This window comes from Pantoea sp. F_5 (assembly GCF_008631595.1).
GTDB classification, from domain to species: Bacteria; Pseudomonadota; Gammaproteobacteria; order Enterobacterales; family Enterobacteriaceae; genus Pantoea; species Pantoea gossypiicola.
The window spans coordinates 1-26,664 of record NZ_VWUO01000024.1; the positions used below are offsets into that span (position 1 = coordinate 1).

Below are 26,664 nucleotides of genomic sequence, written 5' to 3' on the forward strand. Positions count from 1 at the left end.
AACCCGGCCGGAAGATGTTGCTCAGGCAGGGAGGATGGTGGCAGAGTCAGTAGAAATCTATAACAGTCAGCGGCCACATCTGTCGCTGAAATACAAAACGCCTGATGCAGTGCATCAGGCGTTTTAACGGCATAACGTGTCAACCTATGCCAGGACTAGTCACTGCCATCCGCTGATTCTGGCGGGATAACGACTTATTTTTTGCTTTCTGCCGCCCGCTCTGCGCGCTGACGACGCAGCTCTTTTGGATCGGCAATTAGTGGACGATAGATCTCAATACGATCGCCCTCCTGAACCACATCATCCAGCTTCACTGGCCGACTATAGACGCCAACTTTATTACTGGCGAGGTCGATTTCCCGACGCAGTTCCAGCAGGCCTGACTTCAGTATGGCCTGCTCTACCGTGCAGCCCTGCTCCACTGTCACGTAAAGCTGATACTGCTTTTCAGGCAAGGCATAAACCACCTCGACGGAAATATCAGGCACGGTAAACCTCTTTGGCACGCTGAGTGAAGGCCTGCACCATGCTGTTGGCCAGCTCTTTGAAGATACGACCAAAAGCCATCTCTACCAGCATGTTGGTGAATTCAAACTCCAGGCTTAACTCAACCTTACAGGCATCATCGCCCAGCGAGACGAACGTCCAGCCGCCGGTCAACTTGCGGAACGGTCCATCAACCAGTTGCATATGGATGCTCTGGTTATCCGTCAGGGTATTGCGGGTGGTAAACGTTTTGCTGATGCCCGCCTTTGACACATCCACGGACGCCGTCATCTGATTATCAGAGACATCCAGCACGCGACTTCCGGTACAACCCGGCAGGAATTGCGGATAGGCATCCACGTCATTTACAAGTTGGTACATCTGCCCGGCACTAAACGGGACCAGCGCCGAACGACTAATCTGAGCCATAATGGTTCCTGTTCATCACAAAACCGCTGAATAATAGCATTTTCAGCGATTAAACAAAAATGTCCCCGGGTAAGGGTGTGCTAGAATATCCCGTTTCCTGCTGCCCCGCTGGACTGGGGATGCGATAACCGACTAAGTGATGTAAAATACGCCGCACTATGACAAAGAAAAAAACACACAAACCCGGTTCTGCCACTGTTGCCATGAACAAACGCGCCCGCCACGAGTACTTCATTGAAGAGGAGTATGAAGCGGGATTGTCGTTACAAGGATGGGAAGTTAAGTCGCTTCGTGCCGGTAAAGCCAACATCAGCGACAGCTATATTTTGCTGCGCGATGGCGAAGCCTTTCTGTTCGGTTCAACCTTTCAACCCTTAGCCGTTGCCTCCAGCCACGTGGTCTGTGACCCGACGCGCAGCCGTAAGCTGCTGCTGAAGCAACGTGAACTCGACTCTCTGTATGGCCGCGTTAACCGCGAAGGCTACACCATCGTGGCACTGTCGCTGTACTGGAAGAATGCCTGGTGCAAACTGAAGATTGGTGTTGCACGCGGTAAGAAAGAGCACGACAAGCGCGATGATATTAAAGATCGCGAATGGAAATTAGACAAAGCACGTATCATGAAGAATTCAGCGCGTTAAGCACTGGATTTTAGGTTGTTTAGTTGCTAGTATTTGTAGTTCTGGGGCTGATTCTGGACTCGACGGGATTGTGAAGCCTTAGGAGCATGCCGAGGGGCGGTTTGCCTCGTAAAAAGCCGCAAAAAAAATAGTCGCAAACGACGAAAACTACGCTTTAGCAGCTTAATAACCTGCTCTTAGCCTTCTCTCCCTAGCTTCCGCTCTTAAGACGGGGATCAAGAGAAGTCAAACCCAAAAGAGATCGCGTGGATGCCTTGCCTGGGGTTGAAGCGTTAAATCCAATCAGGATAGTCTGTTAGTGGCGTGTCTGTTCGCAGCTAACCGGCGAATGTAAAAACTGACTAAGCATGTAGTGCCGACGGTGTAGTAATTTCGGACGCGGGTTCAACTCCCGCCAGCTCCACCAAATAAATCAAAGGGTTACGTTCCAGCGTAGCCCTTTTTCATTTTTAGTGGCGGCAATATGGCGATTGAAATCCAACACCTGTAGACACTACCAATCACAAGTAGCCGTTCTCTAAACCATGTCTAAAGGTTTGAAATCGGCTCTGTAAAATTTTGGTAAATGGAGATATAGGGATGTCATCCGAAATTAATCCAAGAATTTTAGAAGCAGTTAAAAATGTGACTGGCAAAAGACCACGAACTGTCATCGAACATATAATTAAGCATGGGTATGTAACCACTGAGGAACTGAAAGAACTTTACGGTTATAATCATGCCCCAAGGGCGGCTAGAGATGTGCGGGAAGCTGGAATTCCATTAGAAACATTTAAAATGCCATCATCTACGGGTCGCGCGATTGCTGGTTACAGATTTGGTGACCCTGACAAAATTGAAGCTCACAAATTAGCAGGTCGCCAAATATTTTCTAAGGCTTTTAAAAACCAACTAATTGCGATTTATGGTTCCAGATGCACTATCTCAGGCGAGTATTACGAACCTATCTATCTTCAGATTGATCACCGTATTCCATATGAAGTTGCTGGTGATGATATTGGTCAAGAAAACGAACCCCATAATTTCATGTTACTGACCGGCACATCGCAAAGACAAAAATCTTGGTCTTGTGAACATTGTGATAATTTCAAAAACAATAAAGACATTTCCATCTGCAAGACTTGCTATTGGGCTTATCCAGAAGAATACTCTCACTTAGCAATGACCGAAGCCAGAAGGATAATTTTAGAGTTTAAAGGAATTACAGAAATTGATATTCATAATAAGATAAAGAAAATTAGCCAAGAAGAAGGCTTGAGTATTCAGGACTTCATTAAAGTAGTCCTGAATACTATTTAAGACATTCTTTTTAGCAACGCAGGTGAGAGATATAACGATTCTAAGGTTTCATCATCTCTCCCTAGTAATGTCGCTTGCGAAGATCGCCCTGCCTTCAACATAATTTTCTTCAGTTGCAAACTTGTTGGCAACTCATTCCCATATGATTTATCGCCACACGTCCCATCGAATGAAAGAATATAGGGAATCCCCCGAATATTCATCCTCTCCATTTCATTGACAAGAGATTCTAAATCAAGAATATAGGCATATCTTGGGTCTTTTTTTGTACTTGTACCTTGCCAAGGAGGATCCATATACACTAGATCATTAGCAGTCGCATTTTGGGTTAGTAATCTGAAATCTCCACTGAAAAGCTCTGTCTGCTCTTTTAATAAAGCGGAAACCTGAAGTAGATTTTGATGGATTTTTTCTGGTTTTGTACCTAAGCGACGCTTATCCTGTGATTGATTAAATTCTCCAGAACTATTAAACCTAATAGCATTTTTTACACATCTTGCCATCAGATATAATAATTTGACAGGATCATTATCTTTATTAAAATCACTACGAACTTTCAAAAAATACTCATTCGGTTCTTTTAGTTGTTCGAACCATAATTTTGAATATCTTTGTGATACATCTATAGGGCTATTAATGATTAAATCCCAGAGTTCTATTAAGTGTTGGTATTTATCTCCAATGACATATTTTTTTGCACTTTGCCTTGCAGCAGCGGCTAAAGTTACAGCTGCTGAACCAGCAAACGGTTCGTAGAAAGTATCAACCTTAAAACCGTTAATATGTTCTAAAATATCATTAGCTAGCTTACGTTTACTGCCTTGATAAGGAATAACGTGAGGTACAACTTTCATTTAACATTATCCGTTAATGTATAATAAACAGAACGCCCTTCATTGTGACGAATAAATATAGCGGCTTCTCCATCCATTACTCTCCTTTTCTCCCTTTTGTAAATCATTGCATACAAAGTATTTTGAGGAGTTTGCCCAGAAAGTAACAGTGGGTATTTTTGATGGATTTTTTCAAAAAGGTGCAGTAACGACAGTGGTTCCTTGTTCCGCTTAAGAATTTTTATAGCGATCTTTTCAAGGTCACTTCTACGCCTACTCCCCATACCACCTTCCTCTCATTGAAAATTATGATGCAAAATTAACATGCTATAGCATGCTAATCAAAGCATTCAAGACCCGAAATTCTAGTAACATATTTAATATCATAACCGTTAATCTGTATATAATCACAGTGCGTGAGCTTCTAGAAATTTCAGTTTTCCAAAACGATGTAATTTTCCCACAGCCCACGCCACGCCTGGCTTGTTATCTTTTCATAGGTTTACCGTTTTGATCTTCCCAGCGATCCTAAAATTCAAGAAAATCAGATAAAAACATTTTAATTCAATATGTTGTATTTTTACTAAGATCCTTCTTAGATGCAGAAAACTGAAAAGCACTGAAAATCCTTTCAACTTTTTCAGTTGGCGAACTCTGACAGAAGGCCAGTAGCCATGCGCTCTGGCCATGCCCTTTGCAAAAAAATAAAACTGAAAAATTTTTATGATGCAAAACCTGCAGGCGGGTGCGGTGTAGCGCCGATTTTGTCTGCCGGACGATTATTTTGCCGTGCTGACGCGCAGCCAGTGCCGCGCTGTGCGGATGATCTGTTTATGGTTGTCGTGCGTGATGGGCGCGCCTTTGCGTGGCGCATCGTGCGTCTGAGGCGTGCTGGTGACGGGCAATAAAAAAACCCGCTGCGATAGCGGGTCAGTGTGCTGGCTTACTTGCCGATGACGGGTGAATATTTCGTACTGAGCGCGGCGGCCTGCTGGCTGATCTGTGCGATATCGCTGCTGTTCGTGGGCTGCCCGGTTGACGGGTGCGTATGGCTGGCCTGCTGGTCAGCCAGCTGCTGAACAAGCGCCACGGTATCGAGCATCAGCTGGGCCACGTTAATCTTCTCTGAACCAATCCACACAACCGGCGCGATAATTTCCTGACGCGTTCCGGCAATGCTCTGGCGCAGCTGGCCAATTTTTTCAGTCAGTGCCTGACCGACTTTAATCGCCGCGCTGCCGGTGACATCCGTTTCCGCATTACCACCCACTGTAATCAGCTGGCTCTGCTGTGCGGCCATGCTGTAATTGCCGGTCGTCACGTGCTGGATTGCCCCGGCCATCAGGGACGCCGTGCCGATCACGGTCGTTCTGTCAGTGGCTTTGACCGTCGTTTCCCTGCTGACCAGCTCACGCGTTTCCGTATCGGCTTTAACTTCCCGGCTCATGGACGTTTCACGGATGGCCTGATCGGTCTGGCGTTCCCAGTCTCCCGCCTGTGTTACCCGCTGTGATACTTCCGCGCGCTGCTGCTGCAGCTGTTCACCCGGTTTCACGTCCGGCAGGCTGGTCCCGCCCGGCATGGTCTGGCGCACAAACGGCTTGTCCGGGCGTCCGCCGGTAAAACCGACCTCAACCAGCGTTCCCTCTGGCGGAAACTGAAACATGCCGGAATCATTACCGGCCATCGGAACGGGCAGCGGCACAGCAGGATAAACCGGCGTACTGCCGTCCGGATTGCCGTCAGCGTCCAGCAGCTGCAGATCGACGGCATAGCGCGGCCTGAAGGGGTCAGCAAAGTTTCCGCTTTTAACCGCCTCAGTCGGGGCAACAACGCGCGCCATTTTGGGCAGGTGCAGGCCGCTGGCCAGCTCCGGGTAATGGCTTTCAACCTGCCGCTGTACCGGTGTTTTTTGTAGCGGCTGGCCGGTGATACGGTTTCGCGGCGTCCAGGTTATTGTCATGGTGTCGCCGCTCAGCTGCACCTTTGTCACGCGCTGGCCGTTCACCTCTACGCCCGGACGCAGTGACTGGATCACAGGTACGGTCATCGTATTGCCACCGGCAGTGGACTGGCTGAACTCCGGCGGAATGTCCACCGGCTTACCGGCAAACAGCGCCTTTTCAGCGCCGCCCAGATACATGCTGCCATCAGGCAGCTGATACCAGAGGTAATCGGCAATCCCGAAGGCGCGCCCCAGACTGGCCAGCAGCTGAAATCCTGTGCCGCTGTGTGTGAAGTGCGGGATCGGCCTGTCGCTGTAATCTGCCTGCGGCACGGTAACGGTCAGGCCGCTGTGTTCTTCCAGCCAGGCGGCAATCTGGCGAAGCGTCGGGTGCTGAAATGCGCACGGCCATGCGCGATCAAATACGCCGCACAGCTCCCGGATGAAAAGACGCTGATAGCCGGTTTCCGAAGGCTGCGAGCGCTCCACGTATCCGGTAAACCAGCGCAGCAGCCTGTCAGGGTAGCCGGTATCAATGCGGACCATTTTGCCGGTGTAATCAGTGCTGGTCTTTGCCGTGACGAAGCCACGGCCACAGCTGCTAAGCTCCAGCACCAGAGCGGCATCAGTCAGATGCACTTCGTCAGTTGACAGGTAAAGTCGGGTTACAGGTTTCATCGCTATTCCAGTGCGTCGTTTACCGGCTTAAGCACTTTGCGCTCAAACCACGTCATTTGTTCGTCGCTCTCGCCTGCGGCCTGCGGTCCGCCTTTGCCGCCGCCGGTCTGTTTGGTGGCCGTGGTTTTGCCGCTTGCGCGCGCTTCACGCTTTTCCTGCACGCTTACATGCTCTGTCAGGGTGAACGTTATCAGCCAGGCCATTTTTCCTTCCTGCTGCGGAGCGTCCACATTGCCGGTGAACGTCGCCTCGCGAAAACTCACCGCGCGCGCCACCTCATGCGCCACGCGGTATTTTTGCCGCTGGCCGCTGGCGTCAGTTGCTGAAGCCAGCTCAAAAATACGCTTCAGCAGGGCAGCATCACTGAACCCGATTTCGCCGCTGATCCTCAGCTCTTTTCCCTTGATGCCCTGCTCTGCCTTAGCCGTTGAACTGGTCTGCCCGGACTGGTCTTTGTCCTGAAAAGCCATTGATACGGTAACCCGCATATTTTTAAGCGGGATGCCCTCACCGTTAAGCGCCAGCGTCGGGTTTGTACTCATGGATCATGCCTCTTATTCCCTCAAGATTGTCACCGACCAGCATCACGGCCGCCGAATACACAGCGGACGGCTGCGGAATATCTTTTTCCAGCTGCGTGAGCGTGGTCACCACGTCGTCGCCGCCGGTAAACACCCATGCCCGTGCGCTTTTGCCCTGCAGATCGCTCAGCCCGGCGGCAATCTCTGCCAGCATGGCATCACGTTTCTGGCCAAACGCAGCCAGCTGCGCTTTCAGTCCGTCCAGCCCGGCTGCTGCGCCTGCTTCACTCTGGGCCTGCTTCACGGCGGCGGCTGCAAACGCAGCGCGGCTGGATGGCACGGACAGCGGCACGGATGGCGGCATCATCGTGTTCATCCGTGCAGGCCGCTGCATCTTTTCCGTGGTCAGTGTGGCGGCAGACTGCGCCAGACGCTTCACCTGAACAAACGCCGGTGCCGGGAAAACCTCAGCCAGCTGGTTCAGTGAGGAAATAAAATTGTCATGCGTCTGGCTGGCCACCATCAGAATAACCACGTCAGCTTTTCCGCCAATGCCTGCCAGCTTTTGCGCCAGATAGGCCGTGGCATTCACCGGACTCAGATATGCGCCGTTATCGGTTTGCTGTCCCAGCCCGTAAATCCACGGATGCACCGGGACCATGCTGCAGTTCAGCGCGGTCACTGCATCCGTCAGCGCCAGCCGCGCCTCACGCCACATCGTTAAGCTCCGGCCAGACAATGTTATCCGGGTCTGAAACATCAAGCTCAATCAGATCGAGGCGGTAATTCTTAAGCGCCATCAGTCGCGCTTTCTGCTCAGGCGTTGCCCTGCCCAGCTCAACCGCATCCGCCAGCGGGGACATTTCAGCAACCGCATCAGCAATGAGTGACAGGCGTTTTTTATCTGCCAGCTCAACCCGCTCAGTCTGGGTGTAAGTGCGGGGCACAATTGCGGAACCGTCAAACATCCATGAACCATCAATTGAGATATTTTCAGGCACCGCATTTTTTTCGACTTCTGCAACAGAATATCCGCCAGGGTAAAGGCGTGACGCATCAAACCCGAAAGAACGGATCACGCCCTCGCTGTCGTAGCAGACTTTTAAAGTGTCAGCACTGAACCGCATACGGTGAAAATACCAGTCCTCACCCTTTTCACTTTGAAAATAAAGCGCGGGGATCATCAAATCCGCATATTCCGGAATGTACTGTGTGAAATTTTTAAGGATTAACATCATGCTGTATGCCCTACATTTACCCAGCCTATTGACGGATAATATTTCTGAATCGGACGGTAAAACACCGTATCCCCGCCGGGGTTATCGCCTTCATAATTCCAGCCGGTCATGACACAACCACCGGGAACACGCTGCTGGCCATTTTTAACAATGAGGAATGCACCTTCTCCACCCAGAGCAACATCAGAAACTCTGTTAAGCTGCGCATCATTCGCTTTATTCCACGCATCATTAGCCCTGTTGTTAGCATTATCTGCATGTGTGGTAATGGCTCTCAGCGCCCCATTTAAATTGATGTTATTCCAGTAGCCCCGAAAAATACTTTTAGTACCACCGCGCTCAACGATGTCACCGTTTTCCTGATAAACGTGGCCATTTCCGCCCCATGAAATAACCAGATTTGACTGAATAGTGACGCCGTTCGCAAATGTGACCTGTCCCGTATCGTGGTTAACCGATAGCGGACGTAAGTCATTCCATGAGCCATAGGGATCGCCGGGCTTTGTAAACATCAGGTAAAAATTACTTCCATCAAACCGCCAGAACTGCGCACGCCCGTTTGATGACACGATCCTGTAATTATCGGGCTGACTTGAAACCGCTTTGCCGTTCAGCCTAATAAAGCAATCAAGTGAGGACGGGTTTATCTGGATATGGCCACCATTAAATTCAGACATCAGGCTGCCCGTATTAACTACGTTTCCATCTTTAATTTTTTGAAAAAAGAACGCTCCCCCATAGGTATTTCCCGGTTCAGCACGCGCTATAACATTCGCTGATATGGCTAATACATCTCCTCTTGCCTCAAGCGAACCATCCAGCACGCCCCCCTTCTGCGAGTAACGCCCGTTTGCGTTGTCCATCGCTGCTTTAACGGCTTTTGGCGTGGCGGCCAGTTTTTCGCTGTCGCTGTCCGTTCCACTGAACAGTTTTACAAAACCCTTTTCCTCAAGGGTTGCATCAGGATGGTTTCGTGATTTCTCATGCGCAGCCAGGGCATTGCTGGCTGCCTGTTCGTTCAGGCTGCCTTTTGGCCGCAAATCGGTAATGTTGCCGGCAGCGTCGATGCCCGCCAGCGCTGACACGTAATGCTTCACGCCGTCCAGCTCGTAGTCAGCAAGATCAGCCGCCACTGTGATTTTGCTCTGCACGCCCCAGACGCTGGCCAGCGTCCCGGTAAAGCACACGTCCAGCCACACTTTTACCGGCTTCACACCGACCTTAATATTCTGGTCAGCGTCCAACCGGTACAGAAGGCTGACAATTAATCTGACGCAGAAAACCGTCCAGAATGGTTGGGTCTTCAGTGAGATCGATGATCGCCAGCAGTTCAGGTAATGTCAGCTGGTGCGACTGGTCTGGGTTCAGTTTGTTGCGAAGTGTGGCCGGTTGCATTCCAACTTTTTTTGCCAGTTCTGTGACGTTGTGTGCCAGTGAAAACTGCCGACAGGCGTCATCTAGATAGTTACGTGCGGATATTTTGTAATCGTACATGCTCACGCCCTCGAACTTATGCATTATTGAATCGTGCAGCGCTTTGCGAGGCGATATTCATCAGGCACCTTGATTTCTTCGCCTGTTACATTGATTACAAAATTGGAATGACCCAAGGCTAAACGTATCTGCTCTTCTTTGTATTTCAGATACTTAATCTGTACTTTGCCGCCAGCACGTTTGCAGCCCTTACGGATTTTTTTAGGGAAAACTTCAACCACTCCGCGCTCTTTCCATTTGTAGACGGTGTGAATTGACAACTTCTCTAAAAACGCAAACTCAAGCGGGTACACCCAAGCGCGAGGAATGTTGATTGAAATAGGTGCATTCATGGTGCAAAATCTCCTGTCGATTGGTTCGTATTCGTATCTTTTAGTATTTATTGGTCTCTATTGACCTCCGTTTGCACCGGAAGGTCTCTAGCTGGTTCATTTGGACGCCTCTATTTATATTCGTCCATACGAACCCTGTCAAACTATTTTGGAGGTTCATTTGGACTTGTCGCAGGGTGTGAAAACGTCTGACGCAATTGATAGGGTTATGGAAGCCTATGGTTTCTTTATAAAAAATGACCTTTGCGCGCACGTTGGACTATCACCTAACACGCTTTCAACGTGGACAAAAAGAAATACATTCCCTGCTGAGCTGATCATTCGCTGCGCACTTGATACAGGTGTTTCGTTGGCATGGCTCACATCTGGCCAAGGTCTTAAACGCAATCCACTGACTTCAGATATTGTTTCTATACCGAGCAATGTTCTGATAAATGGCGAACTTAAGCCATCTGGCTCAATCTCTTTTGATAAGCTTTTTCTGCCTGTCGAAATGAGAGACCCGTTAGTTTTGAGAAGTAATGGCGATTTTTACTTTTTAGATAAAGCCATTGAAGAGCTTAGTGACGGCCAATGGCTTGTAGAAATTGAAAATAAGGTAAGCATTAGAGAGTTAGCATTTATTCCCGTAAAAAAGGTTCGGGTTCTTGGTGGCGGCGTTCATTTTGATTGCGGTGTTGATGAGATAAAAATCCTATCGAAAGTGGTTGGCGTTTCTAAAAAGGTTTGAAATGACAATTAGGAAATTACCTTCGGGAAAATGGCTTTGCGAATGTTACCCAAGTGGCAGAGACGGCAAGCGAGTACGAAAACAATTTGCCACCAAGGGTGAAGCGGTTGCGTTCGAGAACTTCACAATGGATGAGGTTAATAGTAAGCCGTGGCTCGGAGAGAAGGCGGATAATCGTAGGCTTTCAGATTTAATAAAGTTATGGCATTCGCTATATGGTCAGACTCTCTCTGACCCTAAAAGACTTATGGCCAAATTGAAGATAATTTGCGATGGGTTAGGCGATCCATATGCGATGGATGTTACTTCTGGGATGTTTACAACTTATCGTGAAAAGCGTTTAGTTGGTGACATTCGCGATTCAGACGGCATTCCTTTAAAACCAGTAAAACCTAAAACAGTTAACTTAGAGCAGGCTAATTTATCTTCTGTCTTTGGTACTTTGAAAAAGCTAGGTCACTGGAATGCACCAAACCCATTAAGCGGACTACCAACATTTAAAATTGCTCAAACAGAATTAGCATTCCTGAATAATGAGGAGATTAAATTAATTCTTAATGAGTGTGAAAATTCAGGTAATAAAGACTTACTTACTGTTGCCAGAATCTGCCTTGCAACTGGTGCGCGTTGGAATGAAGCAGAATCCTTGCATCGCTCGCAGGTTACGCAATACCGGGTGACATTTACTAAAACTAAAACTAAAAAAAACAGGTCTGTCCCTATTTCCCAAGAACTTTATAACGAGATTCCCAAATCTAATGGGCAATTGTTTAGTCCATGTCGAAAAGCGTTCCAACGGGCGATGGAGCGTACTCGCATCAACCTGCCAGAAGGGCAATGCACACACGTTTTACGCCACACTTTTGCCAGCCACTTCATGATGAATGGCGGAAACATTCTGGTATTGAGAGACATACTCGGCCACGCGGACATAAAAATGACCATGATTTATGCCCACTTCGCACCTGAACATCTTGAAGATGCGATTACAAAAAACCCTCTTGCAAACTTAAAATGGTCTCGCCAAAATGGCGGCGATTTGGCGACAGACTAAATAAAAAGATACTAACTGATACTAATGCATACCAATCGATACTATTCCTTTTCAAACACTTAGACGTAAGTCATTGATTGCGTAAAACATCAGAAGGTATGTAGTAATTTCGGACGCGGGTTCAACTCCCGCCAGCGAGGGTTACCAGAACCCTCATCAAAGTCCTGAGAGCCCGCAAGGTGAAAGCCTTGCGGGCTTTTTTGTGTCTGTAATCGGCTGAATTGCTCCAAACAAACGCGGTAATTGTGGAGCGGTGACGGTGCCCGCATCAATGCCATCATCGGCAGCATATCGAGCCGCAGGGTGATCCTGCACATGTCGGAGCCAAATGAACTCTATAGGGGGAATGTCACTATCAGTCCGCGTCAGGCCAGGCATTACCTCCACTACGACAGATTGCCTGAATGGAGGCCAGCAGCCTCAAGAATCCGTTCAGTATGAAAATTCGGCGGATTGCATAATGAGGCAATTTTCAATTTCATTAGCACATTTGTTATATTCGTGGAGTTGCTCATCTAACAGGGACTGAAAATGGATACGGCCTTACTTAGTGCGCTGGACTCAGACGGCAAAACGAAATTTGAAAGTGCGGTGAACGCATTACAAGGCGATGTATCTGCGGCGGCAGCAAGGCTCTCTGTCGATCCCCGACTGCGTCTTGAGTACTCTAAACGCATTAAAGAAATGGCTGAAGATCTCAGAGCAAAAGTGAGTAGTGGCATTATTAGCTGGGATAAAGCTGCAATGGAGGCACAGGAAACCAGAAATCTGATAATGGATATGGTGCGCACCCGGAGTACGCCACTTGGCAGGGCAATGGCAGAAAGGATGAAGACCTCAGGCGTAACGCTCAATGAGTTAGTCGCCAAAAAAACTGCCGCTATGTTCGGGCCAAAGGCTAATTTTTACAGCTTATCTGAAACGCAAAAAAATCAGGTTTATGCCGCGATTGTAGAGTCAGCGGGTAAATCAAATCCTCAGGTCAACCTGAGAATGATGGAACTATCCCATGCAGCTAAAGGCTTGATAGTTCTTTCTATCGAGATATCAATGTATGAAATATATACGTCAGACAACAAAGCATCAGAAACCGGCAGGCAGGTTGCTATTAACGGAGCTGGTATTGCGGGCGGTTGGGCTGGCGGTGCCGTTGCAGGTTTGATGTGTGGACCTGGCGCCCCCTATGCGTGCTATTAGGCGGATTTGTCGGCGGTGCTTTAGCGGCGTGGGAAATGGGCAACTGGTGGAAATAGAAATGGAAGAAGTCACTACAATATCGCTGTCGGAAGTTAATGAGGCAACAGATACCGCCCAGGCTCGTTCCGAAGTTTTGATTGACGGCATCTCAACGGGAATTATCATCCCTGGAAAAGTGCTTGAGGGTGCGATAATAATTGATGAGCGCCGCTATCTTTTATTCATAACAGATGACGTTCTTTTTGAAGAGATGCTGACGCTCCTGCTGTTAGATCTCTCTCAGGGAATTTTAGAGGAACTGACTATTGGGGGTATTTATACTTCAGGTCATTTCGAGGCTTTGAAAGTTTCACCTCATTCTGCAAGTTTCCGCTTCATCGGTGATACCACGTGGACAGTAAAAGTATCAGCATCGCCAACGTTTAAGATTCCCTTTTCTGATCCTCCCGGAGTAAGCCGCCCAATGGGATTGAGAAAATACATTGATATCAATGCTAACCCTGCACCAGCCAAAGCAGATGGTAGTAGATAGGGTAATCTGAAGCCCTTTTAACCTATCAGCAGAGCAGGTGACCAGGCAGCAGACAAAACGGCATTGGTTTACGCTTAGGAATATCAGTTAAATGTGCGAAGCTGCCCGCATTATTGCTTAGCCAGTTAATCTCGCTACGTGCTTAACCCGGTCAAGGACAACACTGTCAAACGTCGGAGAAAGTTTTTCATGACAGATACGCAAGTTAATGACACATAGCAGCTACGGGCTCACGTTTCGCAGGGCTGACTGCCAATAAGGATCTGCAAGTTCAGTAAACGCCGCACAGTGTAATCCAATTTACTTTTTGCCGCTGCCACATCATTTCAGCATTGTCTCCTGTTTATCCAGCGCCAGCTCCTTTCAGCCACCTGTGAGAAATGAATAGCTTTCACTAACTTAATTTATGGCACTGAAATGGTTGGCAGCACCTGAAAAAAGCATACAATTATGCTGTTTGCCTTTTAAACAAATAAGGTCACATTATGGATGATGGCATAAAGATCGCGATGTCCCCTGTTCAGCTTGCTGCCGCACTCTCTGATAAGACAGTGACAGAGGCGGAAACAATGAGTAACCGCCTTCTCGGGGGGTTGGGACTTGTCATGGGATGCCTTGAACTGGCTGGTGCAACTGCTCTATGTATAGCACCTGAACCTACCGGATTAACAAAAGCAGGATGTGTTGTCGTCGGCGCACATAGTCTCGATAGCATTAATGCTGCTGCAAATCAGCTCATTGTGGGCAGAGACACTCGCACAGCAACATACGAGACAGCAACAGCAATTGCCAAATCCTTTGGAGCAGATGAAGATACGGCTATGAAAATCGGCCTGACTGTCGATATCGCTGTTCCACTAGGATTTGCACTTGGCATCGGCGCAAGTCGTGTAGCAGCAGTAAGAGCTGGCCGCATTAAACTTACTGAGCATGAGTCAGTCACAGGTTTGAAACCCGGCGGGCATACGCTTTCCACACATGTTGGCAAAAGCGATGCAGAACTATTATCCCGCTTTGAAGCCAATAAGCGTTTGCAGTATTCCACTACCTTTACCAACGTGCAGATAGCCGAAGAAGCCATATCGAAAGCGATTTTTGCTAATCGGGACGTTATAAAATCGGTCCTTGGCGGAGGCAGACAGGGAGCTAGGTTAACTATTCGAAATGCATCTGGCAAAGCGATTGGCTACGGTTTCCAGCGCGGGAGTAACCAGCGAATAGTCATGACAAATGTGAGAATTGTTATCGAGTTTCAGCAATATAACGGCAAACCCTATTACATTCTCACAGCATTCCCGGATCTATAGGTACAAAATGCAAAAATTCCACTTTCTTGACCAACTTATTTTCGGTTATTTCAACCAGGACGCGGACATCATCAATGATGGCGAGGATACGGTCGAAGGCATAGTACGGCTATTCAAAAAGTCAGTACCAGACTGGATGCTCAAAGATCTCGCCGAAGAAGTTGATGATTTTATCTCCGCCTATGGTGACGGTGTCGAAGAGGAGTTCAGGAAACGATATGGGTTTGATTTTGCCCCTGAACTATGGGAAACCACGGCTCAGGAATTCCTGATGACTGTTCGTCAGATCTCGTCAGAGAAATGAGGCTTTCAGGATAATATTTTCCTGGTTGATGGTTACCAGAACCATCATCGAAGTCATTAAAGCTCTTACAGCACAAGCCCTGCGGGCTTTTTTGTGTCCTCAATCCGAACATTTCAAACACCTGTTTATCTTTTTCCGGTAACACCTTTCTGTTCATAACCTCGAATATCAGAATGTACCGGATGGCGTTTCTGACTGACCATCAACCGTCTCCCACGCACCATCTCAGCGCACTCATTTTTTGCAGCCCATCACATTTATTCCGCCCGTAACTCCGTTACCAATTGAATTTAAGCATTTTTTCAAACTGGCACACATCCTGCTTTATTGCTTTACGTACATATTTATGTATCGGGATGACTGTCTCAGGGATTTAGCATTTGCAGCTAATGGTCTGGATAGGTGCGACAACAAAAACGTGGTTAAGCAGAGCAAAGCGTAATTATGGAGACAGACAATGACCTCGATAAGTGAACCAGTAGTAATAGCGAAACACAGCAAGTGGGTACAGCTTCTGCTTGGATTACTTTGCATGGCAGCCATTTCCAGTCCGCAATATGTCTGGACGCTGTTGACCAAACCGATGATTGCTAAACTCGGCGTCGGGCTGGCGGAACTTCAGGTCACATTCTCGCTGCTGATTATTCTGCAGACCTTTTTCTCACCTTTTCAGGGTCGGCTGGTCGAACGCTTTGGCCCACGTCTGCTGATCTCCATCGGTACACTGATGGCGGGTTTCAGCTGGGTGATCGCTGCCCGGGTCAACAGCCTGACTTCACTGTATCTGGCCTACGGCTGCCTTGGCGGACTGGGGACGGGTATTGTTTACATCGGCGTAGTGGGACTGGTGATGAAGTGGTTTCCACAGCAGCGCGGTTTTGCCGCCGGAACCGTGGCGGCGGGCTACGGCATGGGGGCCATTTTCACCACCTTCCCGATTTCTATTTCTCTTAATAGCTACGGGCTGGAGCAGACGATGACGACATTTGGCCTCATCTTCGCTGCTGTGGGTCTTCTCGCCAGCCAGAACCTGAGACTGCCTGAAACCAGCATGATGATCCCGGCCAGCAAAACACCGTCTCCCGTACTGGACCAGCGCCAGTTTAAATCCGGAGAAATGCTGCGCCAGCCGTTGTTCTGGCTGATGTTCATGATGATGACCATGATGTCGACTTCAGGGCTGATGGTGACTTCGCAGATGGCGATTTTTGCCGAAGACTTTGGCATCAACAAGGCGGTAATTTTCGGCATGGCCGCCCTGCCCCTGGCGCTGACCATTGATCGTTTTACTAACGGTTTAACACGTCCCCTATTTGGTTTTATTTCTGACCGCTACGGCCGTGAAAATACGATGTTTATTGCCTTCGCGCTGGAAGGCGTAGCGATGACGTTGTGGCTTGCCTGCCGCGAAGATCCGTTGCTCTTCGTACTGCTTTCAGGCGTCGTTTTTTTTGGCTGGGGCGAAATCTTCTCGCTGTTCCCATCCACACTGACCGACACCTTTGGCAGCGAAAATGCTTCAGCGAACTATGGCTGGCTGTATATCTCGCAGGGTATCGGCGCGGTCTTTGGTGGTCCGCTGGCGGCGCTGATGTATCAGCACACCCATAACTGGCACCTGGTCTTTGGCTGCGCGATTACCTTCGACTTCATCACCGCTGGCCTGGCGTTGTGGGTTCTCAAGCCCTGGCGTGCGCGGTTTATGCAGGCACAAAATACTCTTTCACGCTGATTACCAGGAAGTGAATAAAGCGCTTAAAACAGCGTCCCCCGACTACGTGTATTGCCATTGAAAATACTTCGCCTGTCAGAACTCCGGGCGCATCGTTAAAACTCTGTTCGATAGCGGAGACAGTGACCACCCGCTGATCTTCATTCCCTTCTCTCCGTGATGTAAAACGCCCCGGCAGTCGGGGCAAAGTACTTTTTACCCGGTCCAGTAAGTGCCGGTCGATTCGACGGCGAGGAACGGTTTATAGCATTGCGTTTGCTACGCATCGGGAGCGGCAAACTTCTGCGGATAAAACACCCTGGCGAAGAACTGCACGGCCAGCACGTTACAGGAGGAATGGTACCAGATGCCAAAACTGCGACCGGCTTCAACCGCTTTCAGCGTGCTGATGCCTTTACGCGACAGCAGCAGCTTCAGGCTGGCACTCACCTGTTCTGCAGTAGTCTGCGTGCCCGGCACTAAACCGGCGGGTAGTGGAGCGCCCGCTTTTGGCGGTCTGGTGCCACCGCGACCAGATAGACATCCGGCTGCGCGGCAATAACTTTTTCCAGATTCACCTGCCCGAGCGCCCCCGGCAGATCAATAAAATCCCCCATATTACCGTTACCGTCTAAGCGACAGCTTCATGAGCTGAAGACGCCTGAGCCATGACCATTTTGTTGTTCACCACGCCACACTAAGCGCCATAGTAAGACATTGCTGCTCTGCGCCTGCACCAAAAAAGTGCTTTAACCCTTGCACTATCTCGGCTTTGTACCGTTCCGCTTCTTCTGAGGCTGGCACACTTTATGCTTGGATAGATTCACAGCCTTTAACGTCTGCGAGGTGACGATGCTGAATATCAATCTCTCCGCTTCACCCTTTTTTGATGAGATGCTTCTGGCTGAAGGCGAACACCGTGACCACTACGCCGCCTACTGGCAATGGCTGCAGCAGGCCGATCACCAGGCGGTACAGCGCAAGCGGGAAGAAGCCGCCCTCCTGTTTCACCGGGTAGGGATAACGTTCAATGTCTACGATGACGATAATGGTGCTGAACGGTTGATCCCGTTCGACAGCGTGCCACGTATTATTCCGGCCGCCGAGTGGGCCATGCTTGATGCTGGTATCCGTCAGCGTGTGCAGGCGCTCAATGCCTTTCTCTACGATATCTACCACGAACAACACATTCTGAAAGCGGGCGTCATTCCGGCAGAACAGGTTCTGGCTAACGAACAGTATCAGCCCTGTATGCAGGGTGTTGATCTCCACCGTAACATCTACGCACACATTATCGGCGTGGATATGGTGCGCAACAGTGATGGCGAATATTACGTCCTGGAAGATAACCTGCGTACCCCCTCCGGCGTCTCCTATATGCTGGAGAACCGTAAGATGATGATGCGGCTCTATCCGGAACTGTTTGCCCAGCAACGCATTGCGCCCGTAGAACGCTATCCGTCACATCTGCTGCAAACGCTGCGCGAAAGCTCCCCCGTCAACGATCCCACCGTGGTGGTATTGACCCCAGGCCGCTTTAACAGTGCTTACTTCGAACACAGCTTCCCGGCCCAGCAAATGGGCGTTGAGCTGGTTGAAAGCGCCGATCTGTTCGTGAAGGATGGCATGCTGTTTATGCGCACGACCGCCGGGCCATGCAGAGTGCATGTGATCTATCGTCGGGTTGACGACGCCTTCCTCGATCCGCTGGCGTTCCGCCCGGACTCCATGCTCGGCGTACCCGGACTGCTGTCAGTTTATCGGGCTGGCAATGTTGTCCTGGCCAATGCCATCGGCACGGGTGTGGCTGATGACAAATCTATCTACCCCTACGTACCGGATATGGTGCGCTTTTATCTGCAGGAAGAACCGATTCTCAACAACGTCCCAACCTGGCAGTGCAGGCATAAAAATGAGCTGTCGTATGTGCTGGCAAACCTCGAAAAAATGGTGGTGAAGGAAGTTCACGGCGCTGGGGGTTACGGCATGTTGATTGGCCCCGCCGCGAGCAAAGCTGAGCTTGCCCACTTCCGTGACCTGTTGCTGGCGCGTCCGCAGAATTACATCGCGCAAAACACGCTGGCGTTGTCCACCTGCCCTACGTTTGTCAACGACGGCCTGGCACCACGTCATATCGATCTCCGGCCCTTTGCGCTCAGTGGCGCGGAGATCCGACTGGTGCCTGGCGGGCTTACCCGCGTCGCGTTGACGGAAGGATCGCTGGTCGTCAATTCATCTCAGGGCGGCGGAACCAAGGACACCTGGGTACTGGAGGATGATCTATGCTGAGCCGGACAGCCAGTGAACTCTATTGGATGGCCCGCTATCTGGAGCGGGCAGAAAATATCGCCCGGGTGCTGGACGTCACCAACAAGCTGTCGATGATGCCAATCCGTAACGGGGGTACGCATGATCTGCTGGTACCGCTCAACCTGACCAGCACCAGCGGGCTGTATGCTGAGACCTACCCGACACTGACGATGCCCAATCTGGTCAGTTTTTTCGCCCTGGATAACCGGAATCACAGCAGCATTTTCAGTTGCCTGCAGATGGGCTGGAACAACGCGCATGCGGTGCGTGGCAGCCTGTCATCTGAAGTCTGGGAATGTATTAATGCCACCTGGATCGGGATGAAATCGATACGCCGTCAGGGCATCGGCTCAGACGGTGCCGACGCCTTCTTTGACTGGGTGAAAGAGCGCTCTCATCTGTTCCGCGGTGCCATGTTCGGTACCCTGCTCCGCAGCGATGCGATGCACTTTATCCGCCTGGGGACGCTGCTGGAACGGGCTGATGGCACCGCCCGTCTGCTGGAGGTGAAAAACCGACTAATGGACATTGATGACGATCCGGTGCGCGAATATTACCGCATGGACACACTGCTGCAGGCGGTAAGTGCGCGCGAAGCCTACCATAGTATTTATAAGCAGCCCCTGAGCCGGGAGACTATCGCCGAACTGATGATCCTGCGCAACGAGCTGCCACGTTCGTTGCTGGCGTGTATCAACGATATGGTTCAGCAACTGGAGCTGATTGGGGGCCGTGCAAATCCGCCACGCCGCCTGGCGCACATCCTGCACGCCGAGCTGCGCTTCAGCTCCATGAAAGACCTGAACAGAATCGGGCTGAACAACTGGCTGGAAGCCTTTCTCGCTCAGGTCAACGAGATCGCCGAAAGTATTCATCACACGTATCTGGAGGCGCAATGAAACTTAGCATTGAGCACAACACGCACTATCGCTACGACCAGGCAGTGCAAAGGAGTATCCAGTACCTGCGTCTGACGCCTCAGGAATCGCCTCATCAACGTATACTTTCCTGGCAACTGACCTTGCCGGAGAAGGCGGTTTGCACCACTGACGCCTTCGGCAACATTATGCATGTGCTGACACTCGATGAGCCGCATGAGTCCATCACCATTCAGGCACATGGCGTGGTAGAGATTGAACACGGCATTGAAGATCAGGCTCAGGGACATCTGTCGCCGCTGGTCTTCCTGCGCCATAGTCCGCTGACCCAGCCCGATGCGGCGATTCAGGCGTTTGCCCTGCGTTATCATCAGCCTCAGGCGATTCTGGCCGCCCTGGAAAACCTGATGGCAGACCTGCTGCTCAGGATGCCTTACACCCCAGGTACTACCCTTGTGACCGACAGTGCCGCTGAGGCTTTCGCCGCCAGTACCGGCGTCTGCCAGGATCATACGCATGTCTTTCTGAGCTGCTGTCGTACTCTGAATATACCGGCACGCTACGTCAGCGGTTACCTGCACAGCAAAGATTCTACCCATGTCGCCACGCATGCCTGGGCCGAAGTGTGGGTGGAAGACCGCTGGCACTGCTTTGACGTCACCAACAATACCCGTATCCCTGATCAACATCTTAAGCTTGCCGTCGGCATCGATTACCTGGATGCCTGTCCGGTGCGTGGTTTACGCATTGGCGGGGGATATGAAGATATGTGTGCGATTGCCGCCGTACAAATGATGTAAATCGCGACTTGCTGATGGTGAAAACTTCATGCACGCTGATGGCGTGCAAATCTTTTTTTGAGGGGAGTGTGGTATGACCTATTGTGTGGCCATGCGCCTGTCATCCGGGCTGGTCTTTGCATCCGATTCACGTACCAATGCTGGCGTGGATCATATTTCCACCTTCCGTAAACTGCACGTGTTTCATCAGGACGGCGATCGTACGCTGGTGCTTCAGACTGCCGGTAATCTGGCGACCACGCAAAGTATTATCAGTCTGCTGCGACACCGCAGCAAAAATGCCGACTGCCCCAATCTGCTGAATGCCTCAAGCCTCTACGACGCCGCATCTCTGGTCGGCGAGACGGTTCGTGAGGTGATCCAGCGGGACAGTGAGGCGCAACAGAATGGCAGTACAACAGACTTCAGTTGCAATCTGCTGCTCGGCGGGCAAATCAATGGGGATGAGATGGGTCTGTTCCATATTTACCCACAGGGTAATTTCATCGAAGCCACCCGCGATACGCCCTATTTCCAGATTGGTGAAAGCAAGTATGGCAAACCGATTATTGACCGGGTGCTGCACTACGACATGTCTCTGGAGCAGGCGATGCAATGCGCGCTGATTTCACTGGATTCGACCCTGCGCAGCAATCTGTCCGTTGGTCTTCCGCTCGACGTGATGATCTACCCGTGTGATAGCTTCAGCGATGCCCGGCAATACCGCATTACCGAAGACCATCCGTACTTCAGTACTATCCGTAAAGGCTGGGGAGAGGGATTAGTCAACACCTTCAGACAGCTTCCGCCGCTGGTTCTCTAGTCAGAACCGGGTATCCTGTTCCCCTTTACAGCCCCAACCCAAACACGAAATAATACCGCCACAAGCCGGGTCAGAATCCGGTCGCTACTTACTCTCAACTCTGCGGACCCCTTATGAATAACGAAATTTCTCTCAAATATTATGATGTCGCAGATGAGTACGCGACGGAGGCGGCTAAGCCGGTCAGCGAAGCAGAGCGTACTCCGCTGGCGCATTACTTTCAGTTGCTGATCACCCGTCTGATGAATAACGAAGAGATCAGTGAAGAGTCGCAGCAGGATATGGCGCGCGAAGCGGGTATCGATGAGCAGCGTATTGATGATATCGCCGGGTTCCTGAACCGCTGGGGCAACGAGTAAGAGATACGCACCGGCAGACGAGCATTGCGCCGTCCGCCGGTTAACCGTTCTGACTACCGCATTAATCTCCGCGTCGGGCATCCGCCCCGCCTCTTGCCCGGCTGTAAATTATCATCCAGACTTATATAGTCTGCGCAGGCATTGTGTTTTACACTGCGCGCTGTAAAAAACTGAGTAGATTAAGCAGGCAAAAATGGCGATGAACGGAACGATCACAACCTGGTTTGAAGACAAAGGTTTTGGCTTTATCAAAGATGAAAACGGTGATAACCGCTATTTTCATGTGATTAAAGTCGCCAATCCTGATCTGATTAAGAAAGATGCGGCGGTGACATTCGAACCCACCACCAACAACAAAGGCTTGTCCGCCTATGCGGTGAAAGTCGCGCCAACCAGCAAATATATCTATATCGCAGGTGAGCGGCTGAAGATCACTTCGATTAAGTCTTATCTGGTCTATAACGAAGAGGTCCCTGTTGATGCTGGTGTCGATAAAGAGAACGCGGTGTTGTCAGTCGGTCTGTTGCTGAATAATATCCGTCCGAAGTCTGACCCGAACGCCAGTAAGATGCGCTCGCTGAAAAAGCTGGCGGTGACCACTTTCCAGGGAACGACGCTGATCTTCTCCGAAGATGAGATCGACATTGAAAGCACGGTTAAAGTGCTTAAAGGCCTGAAGTAATCCCGCAGGCAGGCCGGGATTCTGTGAGCAGGATTTCGGCCTTATGCCCATATCCACCTGCTATTCAGGCACATCTCGCTGACATAATGTTGCCCTGTGCCGTAAGAAAGCGAATCTCTGGCAGATAAAACCGCCCTGCTCTCCCCCCTAATCCCTTGTTTATGATAAAACAAAGGTCAAAAGCGCAACGCATTAAGGTTCATCCCCACAAAACAACTTTCCAGGGTAGAATCGGATACTTTGTTCAGTCATTGCCAATGTTTTCCATCATCGCAAATTGATACGAAAAGCGGGTGAAATAAGGTATAAAGCCGCATGAAAATCCCAAACAGAATCCAGCCCCTGGTCGATGACGGCCTCATTGACGATGTGCTGCAGCGGCTGAAAAGCGGCAAAGAAGCAGACGTCTATACCGTGCTTTGCAGCGGTAAAGTGCAGTGCGCCAAAGTCTATAAAGAAGCGACCCAGCGCAGCTTTAAGCAGGCGGTTCAGTATCAGGAAGGCCGGAAAACCCGCAACAGCCGTAACGCCCGCGCCATGCAAAAAGGCACGAAGTTTGGCCGTAAGCAGCAGGAGGAGTCCTGGCAGACCGCCGAAGTCGACGCCCTGTTTCGCCTGGCTAATGCCGGTGTTCGCGTGCCCCAGCCTTACCTCTGCATTGACGGTGTATTATTGATGGAGCTGGTGACCGACGCCAATGGCTCTGTCGCGCCGCGCCTCAGCGACGTCACGCTCTCCGAAGAGGAGGCGATTACCGACTTCCACACCATGATCCGCAACATCGTGCGCATGCTCTGTGCCGGTATCGTCCATGGTGACTTATCCGAGTTCAACGTGCTGCTGGACGATCAGGGACCGGTAATTATTGACCTGCCACAGGCGGTCGATGCAGCAGCCAATAACCATGCTGAGTCGATGTTCGAACGTGACGTAGACAACATCACCTCCTACTACGGTCAGTTCGCTCCGGCGCTGCTGAAGACGCGCTATGCCAAAGAGATCTGGCAACTTTATGAAGATGGCAAGCTGACCCCGGAAACACCGCTGACCGGACAGTTTGTTGAAGAGGAGCGCGTGGTGGATATGGATTCGCTGATGGATGAGATCATCACCGCAGAAGATGAGTACTACGAACGCCAGCGCGCCAGCCGTGAGCGCGACGAAGATTAGAAAAAAGGCAGCGAGTTGCCTCGCTGCCTCTGTACTAACGCACTATTACAATGCCCTCATCGTACGACGACCGTCAGCGCAATCAGAGTTAAGCCGATGATCATCACGCCGACAAATACCGTATCGAGCCTGCCTTTTTTCATCTTCGCCTCCCTAGAACCACTGACCAAACCGACGGATATAGAAACGTTTCATGCCCTGCGCCACCATGCAGTAGCTGAACAGCGTCAGCACCAGCCAGGGGAAATATTGCCATGGCAGTGGCACCAGACCGACCATCGCACCCAGCGGTGAGAACGGAATCAGGATGCCCAGCGCCATCACCGCCAGCGTGGTCAGCATGACCGGTAAGGTGGCACGACTCTGGATAAACGGAATCTTCCGCGTACGCAGCATATGTACCACCAGCGTCTGTGACAGCAGTCCCTCAATAAACCAGCCAGACTGGAACAGCGACTGCACGCCTGCATGGTTAGCGCCGAAAACGAACCACATCAGCGCAAAAGTGGTGACGTCAAAAATTGATGAAGTCGGACCCATCCACAGCATGAAGCGTTTAATGTTGCCGGCATCCCATTTACGCGGCTTATTCAAAAACTCGCGGTCAACCTTGTCCCATGGCAGCGCCAGCTGGGAAACGTCATACATCAGGTTTTGAATCAGCAGATGAATCGACAGCATCGGCAGAAACGGAATAAAGGCACTGGCCACCAGCAGCGAGAACACATTGCCGAAGTTGGAGCTGGCGGTCATGTTCAGATACTTGATGATGTTGCCAAAGGTCTCGCGTCCTTTGAGTACACCCTCATTCAGCACCTGCAGATCTTTCTCCAGCAGGATGATGTCAGATGAGGCTTTCGCCACATCCGCCGCACTGTCTACGGAGATCCCTGTGTCTGCCGCGCGCAGTGCAGGCGCGTCATTGATACCATCGCCGAGGAATCCGACGGTGTGACCGTTCTGCTGCATCAGGCGCACCAGACGTGACTTCTGCAGCGGCGTCAGCTGGGCAAACAGGGTGCAGCGCTCTGCTTCCAGTGCCAGTTCATCGTCGCTCATCGCCTCAATCTGATCGCCAGTCAGCATAGCCGGATCGGTTAATCCAACATCGGCACAGACCCGCAGCGTCACCAGCGGATTGTCACCGGTCAGCACTTTCACCGTTACACCACTGTCGCGCAGGGCTTTAATGGCCTTGCCGGCACTGGCTTTCGGTGGATCGCGGAAGGTGAGCATGCCCTGGATAACCAGATCGCGCTCATCACTGTCGCTGAGCGGCGCGTGCAGCTCGCCATCACGGGTTGCCACCAGCAGCACGCGGTAACCCTGCTGATGATAGCGTTCGGTCTGCGCCAGCAGCGCCGCACGCTGTGCTGCATCCAGTGCAACGACCACATCCCCCTGACGCACAGCAACGCTGACTGCCAGCATCTCTTCTACTGCACCTTTACAGATCAGTTGCGAGCGATGCTGAGTCAGATCTTCCACCAGCACCGACACCCGACGGCGGGTAAAATCAAACGGCAGCTCATCAACCAGCTGATACTGACTACGCTGACTCTGTGAAATGACCTTATCACCCGCGCAGAGCACGGCACGGTCCATCAGGTTTTTCGCACCACTCTGACTGCCGCTGTTGAGCCAGGCCAGCAGCAGGACCTGCTCATCTTCACTGCCCCGTGCATCCAGATGATGCGCGAGCAGGATCGTGTCCTGGGTCAGCGTGCCGGTTTTATCGGTGCAGAGCACATCCATCGCGCCAAGGTTCTGAATGGCGTTGAGCTTTTTGACGATCACTTTGCGCCGTGACATCGCAATGGCACCCTTGGCCAGATTAGCGCTGACAATCATCGGCAGCATTTCCGGGGTCAGCCCGACTGCGACTGCGAGGGCAAACAGCGTGGCATCCATCCAGTCCCCTTTGGTGAAGCCATTAATCAGCAGCACCACCGGGACCATCACCAGCATAAAGCGGATCAGCAGCTTGCTGACGCTGTTCACGCCGCGGTCAAACGCGGTCTGCGGACGGCTTCCGGTCAGCGATGAGGCCAGTGAGCCAAACCAGGTTTCGCCACCGGTCGCGACGACGACGGCGCTGGCTGTGCCGCTGGCTACGCTGGTGCCCATCAGGCAAATGTTCGGTGACGCCAGCAGCTCCTGGGCAGTCTGCTCTTCAGCATCAAGACCCGCATCGCTGCTGTGTTTCTCAACCGGCAGTGACTCGCCAGTCAGCACCGCTTCACTGATAAACAGATTACGTGAACTCAGCAGGCGCACATCGGCGGGCACCTGATCGCCGGTGCTGAGCAGAATGATATCGCCCGGCACCAGCTCACTCATATCCACATCCTGGCGCTGCGCGGTGTCGCTGCCTGGCTCCCGCCGCAGCACGGTGACCTGGCTGCGAACCAGGGACTGCAGCGCCTGCGCGGCACGGTTGGTACGAAACTCCTGCCAGAAGCGCAGCAGCCCGCTCAGCATCACCATGGTGCAGATGATGATGACGCCGGAGAGATCGGTCTCCTGACCCGCGCGCAGCGGCAATATATAGTCGGTAAACAGGCTTACCAGCGCCAGGACCAGTAATACGTAGATAAACGGGTTATTAAACGCCATCAGCAGCTGAATCAGCGCCGGTGGTGCTTTCTCATGTGCCACTTCATTGCGGCCATACAAGGCCAGTCTTTTCGCCGCTTCAGCCTGAGTCAGACCCTGACGCTGACTGCGCAGGTTTGCCAGCGTCATCTCAACGTGCTGGCCTGCCTGCTGTGCGACAGCAAATATTTTTTTACTTTTTTTATCGTTACGGTTACCGGATGTGGTGATCGCAACCTGCTCCAGTTTCATGTCGCTCATTTCGACATCTCCCTGATTTAAAGCAATAGTTGTCCTGCACGCAAAATATGCGTGCATGGATAAAACCTGGCGTGGC

32 protein-coding genes, 1 other RNA gene and 1 pseudogene are annotated in these 26,664 nt (G+C 51.0%); 18 read left to right on the forward strand and 16 right to left on the reverse strand.

All coding sequences use genetic code 11. The features are described 5' to 3' along the window. Positions 1-127 (forward strand): integrase core domain-containing protein (locus F3I44_RS21410; protein ID WP_150019289.1); only part of this gene is annotated, 127 nt, incomplete at its 5' end. A 67-nt stretch (positions 128-194) separates the two neighbouring features. Here the strand turns inward: F3I44_RS21410 and F3I44_RS21415 are convergent. Beyond that, positions 195-488 carry an RnfH family protein gene (locus F3I44_RS21415; protein ID WP_150015986.1) on the reverse strand — a complete coding sequence of 98 codons (294 nt, stop codon included), beginning with the start codon at positions 486-488 and terminating at the stop codon, positions 195-197. Further along, positions 481-915, reverse strand: coding sequence for a type II toxin-antitoxin system RatA family toxin (locus F3I44_RS21420; RefSeq protein ID WP_150015985.1), 435 nt, complete (start codon positions 913-915; stop codon positions 481-483). Before F3I44_RS21420 ends, F3I44_RS21415 begins: the two co-directional genes overlap by 8 nt. 158 nt (positions 916-1,073) lie before the next feature. Here F3I44_RS21420 and smpB point away from each other — a divergent pair, with 158 nt between their 5' ends. The 3 genes from smpB to F3I44_RS23810 all read left to right on the forward strand — a co-directional run bounded on the left by smpB (position 1,074) and on the right by F3I44_RS23810 (position 2,855). Then, positions 1,074-1,556 carry an SsrA-binding protein SmpB gene (gene smpB / locus F3I44_RS21425; RefSeq protein WP_150015984.1) on the forward strand — a complete coding sequence of 161 codons (483 nt, stop codon included), beginning with the start codon at positions 1,074-1,076 and terminating at the stop codon, positions 1,554-1,556. A 43-nt stretch (positions 1,557-1,599) separates the two neighbouring features. After that, positions 1,600-1,962, forward strand: a transfer-messenger RNA (tmRNA) gene (gene ssrA, locus F3I44_RS21430). Between the two features lie 173 nt (positions 1,963-2,135). Then, a complete protein-coding gene (locus F3I44_RS23810) occupies positions 2,136-2,855 on the forward strand; it encodes an HNH endonuclease (RefSeq protein WP_190286031.1) in 720 nt (239 codons plus the stop codon). On the opposite strand, the gene F3I44_RS21440 is transcribed toward F3I44_RS23810, so the two are convergent. The 10 genes and pseudogenes from F3I44_RS21440 to F3I44_RS21485 form a co-directional block, all read right to left on the reverse strand. Then, positions 2,852-3,709 (reverse strand): Dam family site-specific DNA-(adenine-N6)-methyltransferase, encoded by an 858-nt coding sequence (locus F3I44_RS21440; protein WP_150019609.1) that lies wholly within the window; start codon positions 3,707-3,709, stop codon positions 2,852-2,854. The two genes, F3I44_RS23810 and F3I44_RS21440, sit on opposite strands and share 4 nt — an antisense overlap. Next, positions 3,706-3,972 carry an HTH domain-containing protein gene (locus tag F3I44_RS21445; protein ID WP_150019610.1) on the reverse strand — a complete coding sequence of 89 codons (267 nt, stop codon included), beginning with the start codon at positions 3,970-3,972 and terminating at the stop codon, positions 3,706-3,708. Before F3I44_RS21445 ends, F3I44_RS21440 begins: the two co-directional genes overlap by 4 nt. Positions 3,973-4,631: 659 nt before the next feature. After that, complete coding sequence (locus F3I44_RS21455; RefSeq protein WP_150019612.1) at positions 4,632-6,311, reverse strand: hypothetical protein; 1,680 nt, start codon at positions 6,309-6,311, stop codon at positions 4,632-4,634. Positions 6,312-6,313: 2 nt separating this feature from the next. Next, positions 6,314-6,853, reverse strand: a complete 540-nt coding sequence (locus F3I44_RS21460; protein ID WP_137241224.1) for a hypothetical protein — start codon at positions 6,851-6,853, stop codon at positions 6,314-6,316. After that, entirely contained in the window at positions 6,825-7,550 is a 726-nt protein-coding gene (locus tag F3I44_RS21465) for a hypothetical protein (RefSeq protein ID WP_150019613.1), read from the reverse strand. Before F3I44_RS21465 ends, F3I44_RS21460 begins: the two co-directional genes overlap by 29 nt. Continuing rightward, entirely contained in the window at positions 7,540-8,070 is a 531-nt protein-coding gene (locus tag F3I44_RS21470) for a tail fiber assembly protein (protein WP_150019614.1), read from the reverse strand. Before F3I44_RS21470 ends, F3I44_RS21465 begins: the two co-directional genes overlap by 11 nt. Continuing rightward, positions 8,067-8,933 (reverse strand): hypothetical protein, encoded by an 867-nt coding sequence (locus F3I44_RS24365; protein ID WP_370461297.1) that lies wholly within the window; start codon positions 8,931-8,933, stop codon positions 8,067-8,069. Before F3I44_RS24365 ends, F3I44_RS21470 begins: the two co-directional genes overlap by 4 nt. Further along, positions 8,910-9,299, reverse strand: a pseudogene (locus tag F3I44_RS24045) (tail fiber protein); the annotation flags it as partial. The gene F3I44_RS24365 and the pseudogene F3I44_RS24045, both read right to left, overlap by 24 nt. A gap of 4 nt (positions 9,300-9,303) precedes the next feature. After that, positions 9,304-9,588, reverse strand: coding sequence for a phage regulatory CII family protein (locus tag F3I44_RS21480; protein WP_223811726.1), 285 nt, complete (start codon positions 9,586-9,588; stop codon positions 9,304-9,306). Next, the gene (locus F3I44_RS21485) at positions 9,588-9,896 is read right to left on the reverse strand and encodes a hypothetical protein (RefSeq protein WP_150019616.1); all 309 of its coding nucleotides are present in this window, start codon (positions 9,894-9,896) and stop codon (positions 9,588-9,590) included. The genes F3I44_RS21480 and F3I44_RS21485 overlap by 1 nt, the downstream gene beginning before the upstream one ends. 178 nt (positions 9,897-10,074) lie before the next feature. On the opposite strand from F3I44_RS21485, the gene F3I44_RS21490 reads away from it, so the two are divergent. From F3I44_RS21490 to oxlT, 7 genes are all read left to right on the forward strand, one after another. After that, positions 10,075-10,626: a phage repressor protein CI gene (locus tag F3I44_RS21490; RefSeq protein WP_223811727.1), complete on the forward strand. Its 552-nt coding sequence runs from the start codon at positions 10,075-10,077 to the stop codon at positions 10,624-10,626. A gap of 1 nt (position 10,627) precedes the next feature. Further along, positions 10,628-11,680, forward strand: coding sequence for a site-specific integrase (locus tag F3I44_RS21495; RefSeq protein WP_143991426.1), 1,053 nt, complete (start codon positions 10,628-10,630; stop codon positions 11,678-11,680). 531 nt (positions 11,681-12,211) lie between these two features. Beyond that, on the forward strand, positions 12,212-12,877 hold the full coding sequence (locus F3I44_RS21500) for a hypothetical protein (RefSeq protein ID WP_223811728.1): 666 nt from the start codon (positions 12,212-12,214) through the stop codon (positions 12,875-12,877). 58 nt (positions 12,878-12,935) lie between these two features. Further along, positions 12,936-13,409 (forward strand): hypothetical protein, encoded by a 474-nt coding sequence (locus F3I44_RS21505; protein ID WP_150015974.1) that lies wholly within the window; start codon positions 12,936-12,938, stop codon positions 13,407-13,409. 485 nt (positions 13,410-13,894) lie between these two features. Continuing rightward, on the forward strand, positions 13,895-14,716 hold the full coding sequence (locus F3I44_RS21510; protein ID WP_150015548.1) for an RNase A-like domain-containing protein: 822 nt from the start codon (positions 13,895-13,897) through the stop codon (positions 14,714-14,716). Between the two features lie 7 nt (positions 14,717-14,723). Beyond that, on the forward strand, positions 14,724-15,020 hold the full coding sequence (locus F3I44_RS21515) for a contact-dependent growth inhibition system immunity protein (protein WP_150015547.1): 297 nt from the start codon (positions 14,724-14,726) through the stop codon (positions 15,018-15,020). 457 nt (positions 15,021-15,477) lie between these two features. Then, on the forward strand, positions 15,478-16,752 hold the full coding sequence (gene oxlT / locus F3I44_RS21520; RefSeq protein ID WP_150015546.1) for an oxalate/formate MFS antiporter: 1,275 nt from the start codon (positions 15,478-15,480) through the stop codon (positions 16,750-16,752). A gap of 258 nt (positions 16,753-17,010) precedes the next feature. On the opposite strand, the gene F3I44_RS23815 is transcribed toward oxlT, so the two are convergent. Together F3I44_RS23815 and F3I44_RS23820 are read right to left on the reverse strand one after the other, a co-directional pair. After that, the gene (locus tag F3I44_RS23815; RefSeq protein ID WP_190285984.1) at positions 17,011-17,181 is read right to left on the reverse strand and encodes a hypothetical protein; all 171 of its coding nucleotides are present in this window, start codon (positions 17,179-17,181) and stop codon (positions 17,011-17,013) included. A gap of 29 nt (positions 17,182-17,210) precedes the next feature. Then, on the reverse strand, positions 17,211-17,348 hold the full coding sequence (locus F3I44_RS23820) for a hypothetical protein (protein ID WP_190285983.1): 138 nt from the start codon (positions 17,346-17,348) through the stop codon (positions 17,211-17,213). A 235-nt stretch (positions 17,349-17,583) separates the two neighbouring features. Here F3I44_RS23820 and F3I44_RS21530 point away from each other — a divergent pair, with 235 nt between their 5' ends. The 7 genes from F3I44_RS21530 to F3I44_RS21560 all read left to right on the forward strand — a co-directional run bounded on the left by F3I44_RS21530 (position 17,584) and on the right by F3I44_RS21560 (position 23,732). After that, complete coding sequence (locus F3I44_RS21530; RefSeq protein ID WP_150015549.1) at positions 17,584-19,020, forward strand: circularly permuted type 2 ATP-grasp protein; 1,437 nt, start codon at positions 17,584-17,586, stop codon at positions 19,018-19,020. Further along, complete coding sequence (locus F3I44_RS21535) at positions 19,014-19,940, forward strand: alpha-E domain-containing protein (protein ID WP_013358779.1); 927 nt, start codon at positions 19,014-19,016, stop codon at positions 19,938-19,940. Before F3I44_RS21530 ends, F3I44_RS21535 begins: the two co-directional genes overlap by 7 nt. Continuing rightward, positions 19,937-20,719: a transglutaminase family protein gene (locus tag F3I44_RS21540; protein WP_150015545.1), complete on the forward strand. Its 783-nt coding sequence runs from the start codon at positions 19,937-19,939 to the stop codon at positions 20,717-20,719. The genes F3I44_RS21535 and F3I44_RS21540 overlap by 4 nt, the downstream gene beginning before the upstream one ends. A 73-nt stretch (positions 20,720-20,792) precedes the next feature. Continuing rightward, entirely contained in the window at positions 20,793-21,521 is a 729-nt protein-coding gene (locus F3I44_RS21545; protein ID WP_150015544.1) for a proteasome-type protease, read from the forward strand. A 113-nt stretch (positions 21,522-21,634) separates the two neighbouring features. Further along, the gene (locus F3I44_RS21550; protein ID WP_150015543.1) at positions 21,635-21,880 is read left to right on the forward strand and encodes a YmjA family protein; all 246 of its coding nucleotides are present in this window, start codon (positions 21,635-21,637) and stop codon (positions 21,878-21,880) included. A gap of 193 nt (positions 21,881-22,073) precedes the next feature. Further along, positions 22,074-22,562, forward strand: a complete 489-nt coding sequence (locus F3I44_RS21555) for a cold-shock protein (RefSeq protein WP_150015542.1) — start codon at positions 22,074-22,076, stop codon at positions 22,560-22,562. A 315-nt stretch (positions 22,563-22,877) separates the two neighbouring features. Next, positions 22,878-23,732 carry a PA4780 family RIO1-like protein kinase gene (locus F3I44_RS21560; protein WP_135907824.1) on the forward strand — a complete coding sequence of 285 codons (855 nt, stop codon included), beginning with the start codon at positions 22,878-22,880 and terminating at the stop codon, positions 23,730-23,732. 56 nt (positions 23,733-23,788) lie between these two features. Here F3I44_RS21560 and mgtU read toward each other — a convergent pair whose 3' ends face one another. Then, entirely contained in the window at positions 23,789-23,875 is an 87-nt protein-coding gene (gene mgtU / locus F3I44_RS24370; RefSeq protein WP_368668636.1) for a magnesium transporter protection protein MgtU, read from the reverse strand. 10 nt (positions 23,876-23,885) lie between these two features. Next, positions 23,886-26,588, reverse strand: coding sequence for a magnesium-translocating P-type ATPase (gene mgtA, locus F3I44_RS21565; RefSeq protein WP_150015541.1), 2,703 nt, complete (start codon positions 26,586-26,588; stop codon positions 23,886-23,888). Positions 26,589-26,664: the final 76 nt, after the last annotated feature.